We start from the raw sequence: 13085 nt of genomic DNA, 5'->3' as shown, positions 1-13085 counted from the left end.
TGGGGGGGAGTAGGATCGGGAGTACGGATGGACCTTCCGAAGGGGACACGGGGGATTTTCGGGGTATCGAACGGTGAACGGTAGTTACGGCATCGGCGTTTTCATCGTGACGTACGCGATAGCGGCGACGACGCCGGTCAAAAGAATGGGATTTTCGTTCAGCTTCCCGGTTCGAGGTTGCCGTGAGCGCGGAAGACGCCGTCGGGGTCGTACTCGGCCTTTACCGCCGCGAGTCGCTCCGCGTTCTCGCCGAACGGGACTGAGGACGGTTCCTCTTCGAGTCCGGGGAAGTTGACGTACTGCCCGCGGATTTCAGGGAACTCCCGCATCTCGGCCACGGAGTCGCGTACCCACGCGATGGCCGCGTCGGTCTGTCGCGGGTCGTCCCAGTTCGCCTCGAAGTTGATTCCGTACGGCGCGTCCCGATGTGCGAAGGCGGTTTCCGTCTCGCCGACGCGGGCGGGCGCGCCGCCGCCCTGCCAGATATCGACGGTCGAGAGCGGGACCGGACAGCGCTCGGCACAGGCGACGACGGCGTCGATGATGTCGTCGCTCAACTCGTCGATGTAGAGCGATTTCCAGTAGTAGAGACGCCCGTTCGGGTAATCCTCGTCCAACATCGTCTGGAGTTCGACGTACGGCATCGTCCCGCTGAAATCCACCACCGGTTCGCCGAACTCCCGAACCGTTCGGAGTTCGGCTTCGCCGTCCTCCGGGTCTCCCGCGTAGCAACCGAGGAACGCCACGGAGGAGTCGCCCCACGACTCCTCGGGAAATTCGGGGAGGTCCGGAACCCACGCGTAGAACGGCAGCAAACTCACCTCGTCGGGTGCGTCGGCCGCGTACTCCCGGAACTTTCGGAGGACCTCCGTCGCTCGCTCGCCGTCGTACCAGACGAAGCACATCGCGACGTCGGGGCCGACGGGGTGGGCCTCGTACTCGAAGGCGGTGACGACGCCGAAGTTCCCGCCGCCGCCCCGGAGCGCCCAGAACAAATCTTCGTGTTCGTCCTCGCTCGCGGTGATGTACGCGCCGTCCGCCGTCACCACGTCGGCCGAGACGAGGTTGTCACACGAGAGGCCGTACTTCCGGCGGACGTGTCCCATGCCGCCGCCGAGCGTGAGTCCGGCGATACCCGTGTCGGAGACGACGCCGCCCGGCACTGCGAGGCCGAACGGTTGCGTCTCGCGGTCCACGTCGCCCCACGTCGCACCGGCACCCGCGCGAACGCGTCTGGTTTCGGGGTTCACCCGAACCCAGTGCATCGGTTCGAGGTCGATGACGAGTCCGCCGTCGACCACCGCGCGTCCGGCGACGCCGTGCCCGCCGCCGCGAACCGCGATCGGAATATCGTGTTCCTGCGCGACCGTCACGGCGGCCTGTACGTCCGCGACGCCGTCACACTGGGCGATCATCGCCGGTCGCTTGTTTATCATCCCGTTCCACACCCCGCGTGCCTCGTCGTAGGCCGGATCGCCCGGCGTGACGAGTTCTCCCTTCAACTGCGTGCGAAGCGTTTCCACTCCCCTTTCGGTCGTTTCGATTGCCATCTTCCCCTCCGAGTGGGGGTAAGCGCGAGGAGCGAATAAACTCGATTGCGATATTTCCGACAGCCTCAGGCGAGGAAGAAGATGAGGACGCTGATGGCCGTCACCGCGAGGATGACCGCCCCGGCCAGCGCCGCACCCATGGCGATGACGGCGTTCGCGTGACTCGCCAGCGTCTCGGTGCGGTCGTTGCCGAAGACGGTCACGTCGGCGTACTCGCTCGCCATGCCCGCCTCGACGGGTTCGAGGTCCGCGGCCGCCTCGTCGGTCAACCGCGTGACGAGGGAGATGAGTTCGTCGTGGTCGATGGCCCCGCCGACCTGATTCGAGGACTCGACCATGTTCACGATGTGGGTGTCGGTGGTCATCACCTCGACGTCGTCTGCCTCGACGGCGGCGACGATGCGGTCCCGGAGGCCGGGTTCCATGTTGTTGCCGTCGACGAGCACGTACACCGTCCGTTGCCCCGCGACGTCGAGCACCGCGACGCGAACGCCGAGCGGTCCGATTCCGTCCGCGGGCGTCCACTCGGTTTCGTCCCACGCGACGCCGAGTTCCGGGTGGCCTCGCTCGGCGTTTCCGAGTTCGCCCGCCGTCGCCCGCGCGGCCTGAATCATGTGAAACGAGCGCTCGCTTCCGGGGTAGACGTGTCCGATGTCTTCGCCCTGGAGTCCGTTGTTGCAGTTGTGCGCATCGATCAGCATCACCTCGTCCATCCCGCCCGACCGGGCTTCGGCGGCGGCGGCTAATCCGACCGCGTACTCCACGTCGTCGGCGAACTCGGGGGAGTAGGTGGCGACGAGGAGGGCGTCGTCCCCGAACGATTGGCCCATGATTTTGGCGTCCTCTTCCTGCACTCTGACGCTCCGACTGGCGTCGTCGCTGTACTCGATTCGCTCGAAGGCGGTGTGCGCCGTTTCGAGGATGGTGTCCACTTCGCGCTCGGTGACGAGGTTGAAGTCGTGTCCGGCGGTTGCGTGGGGCGGAAACGCCATTCCGTCCGACTCCACGGCGACCCGTCGGGGGAGGTTGCCGCCGCCGATTTCGCCCATCGGACCGGGGTGAATCATCGGCAGGACGAACCGCGCCTTCTCGCTTTCGTCCTCGCGCCGAAAGGAGAGGACGGTGACGGGAATGATCGCCTGCTGACCCATCTGCTCGAAGAAGTCCTCCAGTTCGCGGGTTCCCTCCGCGATGTGACCGATGAATCCCCGGAGGAAATCGAGCGCGCTGACGCCGAGACTGCGTCGCCACGGTCGGTCGATGACGACGAGAAAGACGTAGACGCCGAGGGCGTACATCCCGCTGACGACGCCGAGGAGGACGAAGTCCCGCGGCGAGATGACGCCGAACGCGGCCGGGGCTTTGTCGCCGCGGGCGAGCAAATCCTGCACGAGCGGACCGCCGACTTCGAGGACGCGGATCGTCTCGCTGTAGATGAAAAAGAGGACGGCGGCGGCCCCGGTCTGGATGCCCGCCGGTACGATTGCGGTCAGAAACGAGGTGCGCGAAACGGCCATCACCACGAGGAGGCGGAGGGCGAAGACGGACGCGAGGCTGAAGAGGAGTACGTCGAAGACGAACTGCTGGCCCATCCCCGTGAACGCCGAGATGGTCCCCGCTATCGACAACACGGTGACGACGATGATTTCACACGTCAGCGCGAGGAGCGACGACCGGTTGTAGGTCAACTGCCCGCCGAGGCGGCGGTCCACCGGCGTCGTGAAGATGCTCGCGACGACCGTCGGAATCCCGATAAAGAAGATCCCCTCCCACGCGTCCTGTAGGATATACTGCGAGTCGAAGGCCCCGATACCCGCGATCGCGGCGATGAGGAGCGCGAATCCCACGCTCGCGTACCACTGCGGCGCACGGAAGATGTATCGGGACAGGCTCGCCAGGTCGCTCTGGGTCGCTGTCATTGGGCGAAAGGCTACGCCGCGGAGAGTTAAAGTATACTACTCACAAACGCTTTGGAAGTTTTCGAACACTTCCTCGCCGTCCTCGGTGTGTGCCACTTCCGGATGCCACTGGACCCCGTACAGGTCGCGGTCGGAATCGCTCATCGCCTCGATGCCGCAGACGTCGCTGGTGGCGGTTCGTTCGAACCCGGACGGAACCCGCTTCACTTCGTCCGCGTGGCTGGCCCAGACGCGAGTTTCGGGTGCGAGCGACCCGACGACCGGATCGTCGTCGCTCGTTATGTCGACGCTCACGTCGGCGTAGCCACCGTACTCCCCCTCGCCGGTTTCGCCGTCGAGCACGTGCGCCATGACCTGCATGCCGAGACAGATGCCGAGAACCGGGATGTCGAGTTCGAGGTACTCCGCGCAGTTGCCGATGTCGTCCATCGACGGGCCGCCGGAGAGGACGAGGCCGTCGGCGTCGATGTCCTCCGGCGGAGTGTCGTTGCCGATGAGTTCGGTTTCTATGCCCATGTCCCGAAGCGCCCGGTGTTCGAGATGGGTGAACTGTCCGTGGTTGTCCACGACGAGGATTTTCGTCATTGGCGGGCGATATGGAGAGCATGGATAAAAACGCCTCGTCACCGTCGCGTCGGAACCGAGGGGGTTCCGATCTACCGACGGACCACGAACGCCGCTCCGAGGAGCAAGAGCGCGACGACGAATCCGCTCACGCCGGGATGGTCGAACACGACGTTCGGCCCCGGGAGCGACTGGGAGTCGTGTAAGTCGTGGGTCGTCTCCCCGCCGGGTTTCGTGTGCGTCGTCTCCTGATTCGTGGTCGATCGCTGGACCGCGAGCGTCCCCGCCGAAACGCCGTTCACGGCCACTTCCTGTTTCCCGGAGGCGGTCGCTTCGTAGGTGTACGTGACCGTTTTCGTCCCCCCGGCGGCGACGTGAACGCGTTTTCTGTCACCGACCGAATCGCCGACCGCGAGGACGGCCGGAATCGTCCCGTCGCCGTCGCCCGTGTTTTTGAACGTCGCGGTGACTTTCACCTTCTCCCCCTTCGAAACCTGTGATCGGTCGAGCGACGCGCTCGTCACGTGGATGTCCGCTTCGGTTCGCTTCACCGTCACGGGCGTCGTCGCGCTGGCGGTGTGACCGTTGCTGTCCGTGACCGTCACCCGTGCGACGTGTTCGCCGGGCTTCGTGTAGGTGTGGGTCGTCGTCGGATGCGTCGTTGTTTCGTCTATCGTTCCGTCGTCGTCGTAATCCCACTGGTACTTCTTCGGCGCCCCCTCCGAGTCAGTCGTTCTGCTCGCGTCGAGCGTGATCGGGGTTCCGGCGCTGGCCGTGCCCGCGGCGCGGAGCGTCACCTGTAGCGAGGCCCCACACGTTCCCGGGTGAATGGTCACGGCCGAGTCCATGTCGAGTTCCGCCGTGCTCGGACTAGCACCGCTTCCCGAGAGGAACGCCCACGACGTGACCGGTTCGTGCTTGAGTTGCGGGTTGTAGAGCGTCGCATCCTCGTTCCACGACGGGGTGACGGTTATCTCGGAATCTCCGGACAGACCGCGGAAGACGCCGCCGTCCGTGCGGGACCCGGCCCATATCCAGTCGAGGCGCGTTCTCGACCACTGGTCGTCCCGGTGCGGGTACGTGTCGTCCATCAGCACCCACCGACCGGAACTCGGCAGGCCGTCGAACCCGAACGTCACCGTACTCATCGGGTTGTTGTCGCCGGTTCGGGTCTTGTTCATCCGGTCGTGAATCATCACGAGGCTGGTCACGCCGCTGGGGGCCTGATACAGGAACATCGTGCTCCCGTTATCGCGGGTGAACGATTTCGGCCCGAAGTAGCCGTACGCCCAACTGCTCGAATTGGTGTACGGGGTGCGATAGTCGTAGAAATCCACGACGCTCGTGTTGCCCTGAATCGGACTGACTTCCGTACAGGACGCACCCTGCTCGACGGCGTAGGTGCCGTGATGGTTCGTCGGCGCGTCCGGCAGGTCGTCGCCGGGCAGTCCAGGCGGTGGAAGCGCGACGGCGGTTCCGAATAGGGAGAGGACGAGGAGGGTGACGAGTATCGGACGAAGCTTCATCGAACGGGTCGCCTCCGAGTGCGATGCTGGGTGCGTAGCAGTGTGTAAGCCGTCATAGACACGATTCTCCGAAGGCCACACTCGACAGCGTGGCTGTATCGAATCACAGGAAGGTCGTGATTGGCTTTGTTATGTTCCGCCTGTTGCTTCCTTAGGCGGTCCCTTCAGGGAAAACGCTCGCCGCCGGGCCGAGATAGGTGAACCATCCAGCGAACAGGATGGCGAGGGCAACCCACGCGACGGTGGCCACGAACCACGCCGTGCCGTCGAGGGTCAGACTGCGGATGAGCGGTTGTCCGGCGAACCCGATGACCCACGCGACGAGGAAGAACAGGCTGTGGTTGCGAAGCGTCCACCGGTCGTCGGACGCCAGACTGGCGACCGGGAGGGAGGCGACGAACAGCACGGGCGCGAACACGACTTGCGTGAACGGGTCGGGCGGACTGAAGAGTGCGCTAAAGACGAACGCCGACAGCAGGGCGAGGACGAGGATACGAACGAGACGGTCGATGGATACCATACGAGAGAATCGTGACTGAAAGATATCAGTTTTCTCCGAGAAGCGCCGGAAGATCGTCGATGGAGTCGATGACCGCCGCCGCACCCGCCCCTTCGTACTTCCGTCGGCCCGATTCGCCCGTTAAGCCACCGGTCAGAACGCCGACGCCGAAATACTCGCGGTCAGGGTCCGTCCCGTCGGCGTTCACCGCGGTGCGAACGTCGTCCAAGGTGTCGCCGACGAAGACGACGCGCTCGGCGTCGAAGCGCTCTCCCAGCGTCATCAGGGCGTGAGGATGTGGTTTGCCCTGCTCCCAATCGTCCATCGTGAACCGACGGTCGGCGGAAACCTCCAACCCGACGCGTTCGAGAGCGATGTCGGCCTCGGCGCTCGGCCTGCCGGTGACGATACCGACCGGATAGTTCGCGGTGAGCGTTTCGACCGTCTCGGACCCGAGGAGGACGGGTTCGTCGTTGATGTATCCCCGCGTGCCGAGCGTCGCCGCCTCGCCTTCGAGTTCGGCGTACAGGTCGGAGCCGAGGTAGAGTTGTTGGAACACGTCGCGGAGCGTTTCGGGGTCCCACGCCGCCCGAACCCTGTCGTGGGCGTCGTCGGGCAGTTCCGCCGCGACGACTTCCTCGGCGGCGTCGAGGCCGCCGCCGTTCGCCGCGATGCCGTCTGTGAACTCCTCGACGGTTTCGTCCAGCCCTTCGCGGGACGCGAGGACGTACAGCGCCGCCGCGTAGGTGAGTTCCCAGTCGTTGTTGAACCCCGATGCGTCCTTGAACGACTGGATGGCGTCCTTGGGGATGGTGTCGCCGTGAACCCGTTCGACGGACTCGATTATCGCCCGCCGGTAGGAGTCCGCCACGTCCACCAGTACCCCGTCGATGTCCAGTACGACCGCGTCCACGTTCATACCATCGCGTTCGTCCGCGGCGATAAGGGTTTGCCGAATCGTCGAGCGTGTCAGGGATATGGCGAACCGCCTTTGGCGCTCCCTTCTGAACGTCATCCCATGGACCACGACGAACTCCAGAAACGCTACGGCCACGACGACTATTATTGGGGGACGGAGCCGAACGGCTTGGCCGAGACGGTACTGGAGTTCGCGCCCGAACGCACCGCACCCGCCGCGATCGACATCGGCAGCGGCGAGGGTCGGGACGCGGTGTACCTCGCCGAACACGGCTACGGCGTCCTCGCGGTGGACCCGGTTCCCAACGGCTTGGAGAAGGCGGAACGACTCGCCGAGGAACGCGGCGTCCACATCCAGACGCGATGTGCGGACGTCAACGATCTCGATTTCCCGTCGATGGACGTCGTGTACTCCTGCGGTGCGCTCCAGTACCTCCGTCCGGAAAACCGCGAGAAACAGTTCGCGCGGTTCAAGACCGCGACCATGGACGGCGGAGTTCACGTCCTGTTCGCGTTCGTCGACCACCCCGAGATTCCGACCGCACCCGACTGGGGGGACAACGAACACTTCTATGCCCCCGGCGAACTCCGCGGCTACTACGGCGATTGGAACCTCCTGCGGGAGAACGAACTGGTCTTCGACGACGACTCCGGCTGGGAACCGCACCAGCACGCCGCGGAGACCATCATCGCCGAAAAGCCGGACGAATAACCGTCCCCGTCATTCCTATTCTCGCGCCCAAAACAGCGTCTCGCCCGGAACCGTCTCGCGCCGAACCGGAACCGTCGGTTGATCGCCGCCGAGGGTCGTGAAGACGAAGACGGCGTCGCACTCTTCGGCCACGGAGAGCGCGGGGCGGTGGAGTTCCGGCGGGAGGTTCTGTGCGTAAATCACGTCGGCGGACTCGTACACTCCCATCTTCGGGTCGCTCACGTCGTCCAGACGAAACTCGACGCCGTCGGGAACCGGTCGCGGTTCGATGTCCGTCGCGGTGACGGCAACGCCGGACGCGGCGAGTCCCTCGGCGACGTCCGGCCGGTTGCCGATCCCGATTTCGACGGCGCGCCGGAAATCGGCAAGACTGCGGACGATTTCGTCGCGAATTTTGGGGTCCACGGCGGGATGTTTATGGGTCGTCCGGTCATAGGGGTTGCCATGTTGATTGACATCGTCCCCGTGGGGGACGTTACGGGACGGGTCAAACGGGAGGCTTCAGCGGCCCTTCGGTCGATTTACGACTGCGACGTGATGGTCCACGAGCGACAGGAAATCCCCTCCGGGTCTCACGACCCCAACCGCGATCAGTTTCGCGCCGAGGATTTCATCGACTTGGCGAGTCGCGTCGGGACGGGGGAGAAGAACATCGCCATCACGCCCCAAGACCTCTTCTATCGCCGCCGAAACTACGTCTTCGGCCTCGCCTATCTCGACGGAAGCGGGAGCGTCATCTCGACCTATCGTCTCCAACCCGCGACCGACGGCCTCTCCTCCGACGGCGGCATCTCGACGAAACCGCGCGAGGACGTCTTCTCGGACCGCGTTCGAAAGGAAGTCGTCCACGAAATCGGGCACACGCTCGGCCTCGAACACTGCGACAACAACCGCTGTGTGATGAACTTCTCGCCCACCGTCCGCGAGGTGGACGTGAAGGAGGAGAACCTCTGTGGCACCTGTCAGCGACAGGTGCTCTGAACCAGTTCGCGGACGACCCTCGATTCCGCGTTTCGGAGATGCGTCGATGCCGTGCTCGGCGCACAGTCCATCTCTTCTGCCACCGCTTCGACGCCCGCTTCGCGTGGCACGGCGTAGTAACCGATATCCACGGCCGTTTCGAGCGCCGACTGCTGTCGCTCGGTCAGCGTCGACCACAACCGCGCCCGCGGCGAGTCGTACTCCCCGACCTGTTCGACGGCGATGTCGATGTCGGCGTCCATTTCGTCCATCACGGCCTGCATGTCGCCCGCCTTTCCGACGAGTTCCATCAGCATCGCGCCGTCGCTCGTGTACGTGATGGGCGGAATCACGAGGATGCTCGTCCCCGCGAACGCGGTGCGAAAGTCGGTGTCAACGTCGCGCTTTTCGTGTTCGATGGAGGCGTAAAACGAACCGTCATCGAGCGGCGTCAACTCGTAATCGAGGATCAACGGGGCCGCCTCAACCGCGTCGGCGTACGGTGTCATCTCCCCGACGATTCGAAAGAGGACGTAATCGCGCTCCGGGTGCGAGAGGTTCCAGTTCAGCAGTTCCGCCCGCTCCATCGCCTCGTGTTCCATGATGAACGACCGCATCGGGTTTCGCATCTCCCGCGGGTGGCGAAGCGTCAGCCGAACGTATTTCATACCGGGACATACGTCTTCGCTTATTAATTCTCTAGTGGATTCGACGGAATCGGCTTCGGTCCTCCGACCCGACGTTTAGCCATGACGACCCCCGAAACACCGTCGACGGAGCGCCCGGACGACCACCCGCTCCCGCCGGGTCCGAAATCGTATCCCGCCGTCGGGAACACGCTCGGCTTCCTCCGCGACCCGTTTTCGTTCTACGACGGCCTCCGCGAGTACGGCGATGTCGTATCGTACTCCGTCGCTGGCGAACCGTTCTGCACGCTCCTCCATCCCGACCACGTGAAACGGGTGCTCGTCACGGAGGAGTCGAAGTTCGGAAAGAGCGGATTCATCCGGGAGGCGGGCGAGAAGTTCATCGGGAACGGCCTCTTCGCGAGCGAAGGGGAGTTCTGGCGACGTCAGCGCACGAGGATGCAACCCGCCTTCTACCGCGAGCGCATCGCCACCTACGCCGACCCGATGGCCGAGTTCGCGGCGGACGCCGCCGATTCGTGGACCACCGGGGAGACGATATTGTTGCAGGAGGAGATGCGACGGTTGACGCTTCGAATCCTCTCTGCGGCGTTGTTCGATTTCGACGTTCGGGAAAAGCAGTCCCCGATTCGTGACGCGACCCGAAACATCACGCGAGCCATCAACGAGAAGAGCGATGCGGGGTCCGTGGACGCGTTCCTCCCGGATTGGGTTCCCACCGCGACCAATCGTCGGTTCAAACGCGCCATCGAGCGGTTCGACGAGTCGGTCGAACGCCTCATCGAGGAGCGCCGGGACGAACCGCCGGGCGACGACTTCCTCTCGATTCTCCTCCACGCGACGGACGAGGACGGCGAGAAGATGTCGGAGGAGGCCCTCCGCGACGAGATGGCGACGTTCCTCTTCGCAGGTCACGAGACGACGGCACTCGCGCTCACCTACTGCCTGTATCTCCTCTCGACCCATTCGCGGGTGCGTCGAAAGCTGAACGACGAACTCGACACCGTCCTCGACGGCGACGCGCCGACGATGACTGACCTCGATGCGCTCGACTACACCGACAAAATCGTCACCGAGGCCTTGCGACGCTACCCGCCCGCCTACGTCGTCTTCCGCGAGACGAAACGGGACGTCGTTTTCGACGGGTATCGGGTTCCCGAGGGAACTTCGTTGACGCTCCCGCAGTTCGTGATTCAGAACGACGAGCGCTGGTTCGACGACCCCGAGGCGTTCAGACCCGAACGCTGGGCGCCCGGGATGGAAGCCGACCTGCCGGAGTACGCCTACTTCCCGTTCGGCGGCGGTCCGCGCCACTGTATCGGGATGCGCTTTGCGAACGCCGAAATTCGGCTCGTGCTGGCGACGCTCGCACAACGGGTCGAGTTCGGTTCCCCGCCCGCCGACCTCGATTTGCGGATGGGGACGACGCTCGAACCGACGAACCCCATCGAGATGACCGTGAAAAAGCGCTAACGCCACCGTTCGACGACGGTGCCGACGAGCGCCACCAAACCGAGGAGAATGACGACCAACTCCTGTGCGAGGCTGTTTGGAACGACGTACTTCGCCATCGAAACTCCCCACGCGACCCGTTCGTTGACGGGGGACGTTTCGTGGGTCTTGTTCGGAATCCCGGCCTCGCGTGCGGTTGGCCCGTCGCTCCCCTCGCCCGGCAGGCGGTCCGCTTCGTAGGGGAGCGACCCGGTTTCGACCGACCAGACGATTTTGCCGTTCTCGTTCAGTTCGACCACCCGGTCGTTGTACGAATCGGCGAGGAGCGTGTGACCGTTCGGGAGGCGGTCCGCGTCGCGGGGCCAGTCGAAGACGCCGCTCCCGCCGTACTCCCAGACGAGGGTTCCGTTTCGGATCTCGACGATGCGGTCGTGTTCGCTGTCGGCCACGAGGAGCGTGTCGCCGAGCGTGTCGGGGTTGTGCTGTTCGTAGAGGATCTCCCCCGACTCCGAGTATGAGTTCGGTCCGACGACGGGTTCGAGGCGAGCGGACCCGTTCTCGACATGCAAATCCGCGACCGTATCGAAGTTTCTGAGGCTGATTCGGAAGACGCCCGGCCGAATCCGGTCCACGTCGTTGACGTGCGTCCAGTCGCCCTCCTCGTCCATGTCCTCCGGGAAATCGTAGCGGTCGGTCGCGTTCCACTGCCAGAGGATTTCCTTGTCGCGGTTCACGGCGAACACGCGGTCGTTGCCCATGTCCACCATCACCCAGCGGTCCTTCCCGTTCACGACGTAGTGGTCGGCGTCGTGGAGTTCGTGGGCGTGCAGTTTGGCGTCGAACCACGAGTACTCCCACAGGGTCTCGTTCGTGTCCTGTGCCACGACCCGGAGCGAGTTCCGAACGCAGTTATCGTAGCCGTCGTCCCGATACTCGGACGGACACTCCTCATCGGGGAATTCGTCGGCCACCGCGATTTGGACCCGGTTCTTCCCGAGCGCTTCCACGTCGAACACGTCGTCCGCCTCGGTGTACTCCCAGACGATCTTCCCGGCGGGGTTCACCTCGATGGCGCGTCCCTCGTGCTGATAGCCTTGCAACGCGACCAGGGTGTTCGTCGCGGGACGCTGCTCGTCCACGGACAGGTAGGGGCTGTCCTGTCCCGTCAGCGCCCCGACTCCGGCGGTGGCGAACAGCACGACCGCGAGGGCAGCGAAGAGTTTCGCCCGGTTGTCGGAAGCCGAAAGCCACGAGGAGAGCGTGGAAATCACTATTCGAATCTACGCGGACGGGGGAAAAAGAGATTCGGTTCCGTGGTCAGGCGTCGATGTCCTCGGCGGTTTCCCCGAAGATGAGTTGCCGAACGAACTCCTGGGAGAGGAACTCGTGCGGGAACCCGAGGTCGATTTCGCTCACCTCGTCCAACCGTTCGAGTTCCCCGATGCCCAGTTCCACGTCGAGGCTGGCGAGGTTGTCGTCCAGTTGGTTCGGCGTCGTGGCGCCGAGAATGGGGAGCAACTGCCCCGGTTGCTGGCGAATCCACGCGAGGGCGACCTGTGCCGGCGTGGCATCGACCTCCTCGGCCACGTCCACGACCACCTGTGCGACCTTCTTCTCGTGGTCGCTCACGTCCTGTTCAAGTTTCGTTACCCGCCCCTCGTCGTCCCCGGACCGATTGTACTTCCCGGTAAGAATCCCGCTTTCGAGCGGTCCCCACACCGTCACGCCGAAGTCGAGTTCGCGCGCCATCGGGAGCAGTTCCCGCTCCGGGGTGCGTTCGAGAAGGTTGTACTTCAGTTGTAGCGCCGAAATCGGCGTCCAATCGCGCTCGTCTGCAATCGTTTGCGTCCGTGCAACGACCCACGCCGGCGTGTCGGAGAAGCCGACGTAGTGGACTTTCCCGCTCGAAACGAGGTCGTCCAGTCCGCGCATCACCTCCTCGATTGGGGTCATGCCGTCCCACGCGTGGACCCAGAGCAAGTCGATGTAATCCGTGTCGAGTCGGTCGAGACTTTCCTCGACGGACTGAAACATGTTCTTGCGGTGGTTGCCCCCCGCGTTCGGGTCGTTCGGACGCGTGTTCAGCGTGTACTTCGTGGCGATAACGAACTCGTCCCGGTCGTCGCCGACGAGTTCCCCGACGATTCGCTCGCTGGTGCCGTTCGTGTAGTTGTTGGCCGTGTCGATGAAATTCCCCCCTGCCCCGACGTACTGGTCGAACATCTCCTCGCAGGCGTCCTTCCCCGCACCCCACCCCCAGTCGTCGCCGAACGTCATCGTCCCCAGCGCCATCTCGCTGACCCTGAGGCCGCTGCTGCCGAGCAGTTGGTAACGCATA

Annotated in this window: 13 protein-coding genes; 3 read left to right on the top strand and 10 right to left on the bottom strand. The window is 64.3% G+C overall.

Annotated features, from left to right (window positions below):
• Nucleotides 1-158: 158 nt before the first annotated feature.
• The 6 genes from ACGYLY_RS12395 to ACGYLY_RS12370 all read right to left on the bottom strand — a co-directional run bounded on the left by ACGYLY_RS12395 (nt 159) and on the right by ACGYLY_RS12370 (nt 6977).
• Nucleotides 159-1550 carry an FAD-binding oxidoreductase gene (locus ACGYLY_RS12395; protein ID WP_395281306.1) on the bottom strand — a complete coding sequence of 464 codons (1392 nt, stop codon included), beginning with the start codon at nt 1548-1550 and terminating at the stop codon, nt 159-161.
• Nucleotides 1551-1615: 65 nt separating this feature from the next.
• Nucleotides 1616-3469, bottom strand: a complete 1854-nt coding sequence (locus ACGYLY_RS12390) for a DUF2070 family protein (RefSeq protein WP_395281307.1) — start codon at nt 3467-3469, stop codon at nt 1616-1618.
• Between the two features lie 36 nt (nt 3470-3505).
• Nucleotides 3506-4054: a GMP synthase subunit A gene (locus tag ACGYLY_RS12385; protein ID WP_395281308.1), complete on the bottom strand. Its 549-nt coding sequence runs from the start codon at nt 4052-4054 to the stop codon at nt 3506-3508.
• A 71-nt stretch (nt 4055-4125) separates the two neighbouring features.
• The gene (locus ACGYLY_RS12380) at nt 4126-5559 is read right to left on the bottom strand and encodes a PKD domain-containing protein (protein ID WP_395281309.1); all 1434 of its coding nucleotides are present in this window, start codon (nt 5557-5559) and stop codon (nt 4126-4128) included.
• A 151-nt stretch (nt 5560-5710) separates the two neighbouring features.
• Nucleotides 5711-6079, bottom strand: a complete 369-nt coding sequence (locus ACGYLY_RS12375) for a hypothetical protein (RefSeq protein ID WP_395281310.1) — start codon at nt 6077-6079, stop codon at nt 5711-5713.
• Between the two features lie 25 nt (nt 6080-6104).
• Nucleotides 6105-6977 carry a TIGR01548 family HAD-type hydrolase gene (locus ACGYLY_RS12370; RefSeq protein WP_395284115.1) on the bottom strand — a complete coding sequence of 291 codons (873 nt, stop codon included), beginning with the start codon at nt 6975-6977 and terminating at the stop codon, nt 6105-6107.
• Nucleotides 6978-7076: 99 nt separating this feature from the next.
• On the opposite strand from ACGYLY_RS12370, the gene ACGYLY_RS12365 reads away from it, so the two are divergent.
• Nucleotides 7077-7688, top strand: a complete 612-nt coding sequence (locus tag ACGYLY_RS12365; protein WP_395281311.1) for a class I SAM-dependent methyltransferase — start codon at nt 7077-7079, stop codon at nt 7686-7688.
• Between the two features lie 15 nt (nt 7689-7703).
• Here the strand turns inward: ACGYLY_RS12365 and ACGYLY_RS12360 are convergent, their stop codons facing one another.
• Entirely contained in the window at nt 7704-8093 is a 390-nt protein-coding gene (locus ACGYLY_RS12360) for a UPF0146 family protein (RefSeq protein WP_395281312.1), read from the bottom strand.
• A 39-nt stretch (nt 8094-8132) separates the two neighbouring features.
• On the opposite strand from ACGYLY_RS12360, the gene ACGYLY_RS12355 reads away from it, so the two are divergent.
• Nucleotides 8133-8669, top strand: coding sequence for an archaemetzincin family Zn-dependent metalloprotease (locus ACGYLY_RS12355; RefSeq protein WP_231184884.1), 537 nt, complete (start codon nt 8133-8135; stop codon nt 8667-8669).
• Here ACGYLY_RS12355 and ACGYLY_RS12350 read toward each other — a convergent pair.
• Nucleotides 8651-9316: a helix-turn-helix domain-containing protein gene (locus tag ACGYLY_RS12350; RefSeq protein ID WP_395281314.1), complete on the bottom strand. Its 666-nt coding sequence runs from the start codon at nt 9314-9316 to the stop codon at nt 8651-8653. The two genes, ACGYLY_RS12355 and ACGYLY_RS12350, sit on opposite strands and share 19 nt — an antisense overlap.
• A gap of 81 nt (nt 9317-9397) precedes the next feature.
• Between ACGYLY_RS12350 and ACGYLY_RS12345 the strand changes: the two genes are divergently transcribed.
• On the top strand, nt 9398-10768 hold the full coding sequence (locus ACGYLY_RS12345) for a cytochrome P450 (protein WP_395281315.1): 1371 nt from the start codon (nt 9398-9400) through the stop codon (nt 10766-10768).
• Here the strand turns inward: ACGYLY_RS12345 and ACGYLY_RS12340 are convergent.
• The gene (locus tag ACGYLY_RS12340; protein ID WP_395281316.1) at nt 10765-12018 is read right to left on the bottom strand and encodes a hypothetical protein; all 1254 of its coding nucleotides are present in this window, start codon (nt 12016-12018) and stop codon (nt 10765-10767) included. The two genes, ACGYLY_RS12345 and ACGYLY_RS12340, sit on opposite strands and share 4 nt — an antisense overlap.
• Nucleotides 12019-12064: 46 nt before the next feature.
• The gene (locus tag ACGYLY_RS12335; RefSeq protein WP_395281317.1) at nt 12065-13084 is read right to left on the bottom strand and encodes an aldo/keto reductase; all 1020 of its coding nucleotides are present in this window, start codon (nt 13082-13084) and stop codon (nt 12065-12067) included.
• Nucleotide 13085: the final 1 nt, after the last annotated feature.

It is taken from the genome of Haladaptatus sp. CMAA 1909 (assembly GCF_043952005.1).
GTDB lineage: Archaea > Halobacteriota > Halobacteria > Halobacteriales > Haladaptataceae > Haladaptatus.
Note: the sequence above shows the minus strand (reverse complement) of the source record. Positions and strands in the feature narration are given on the sequence as shown.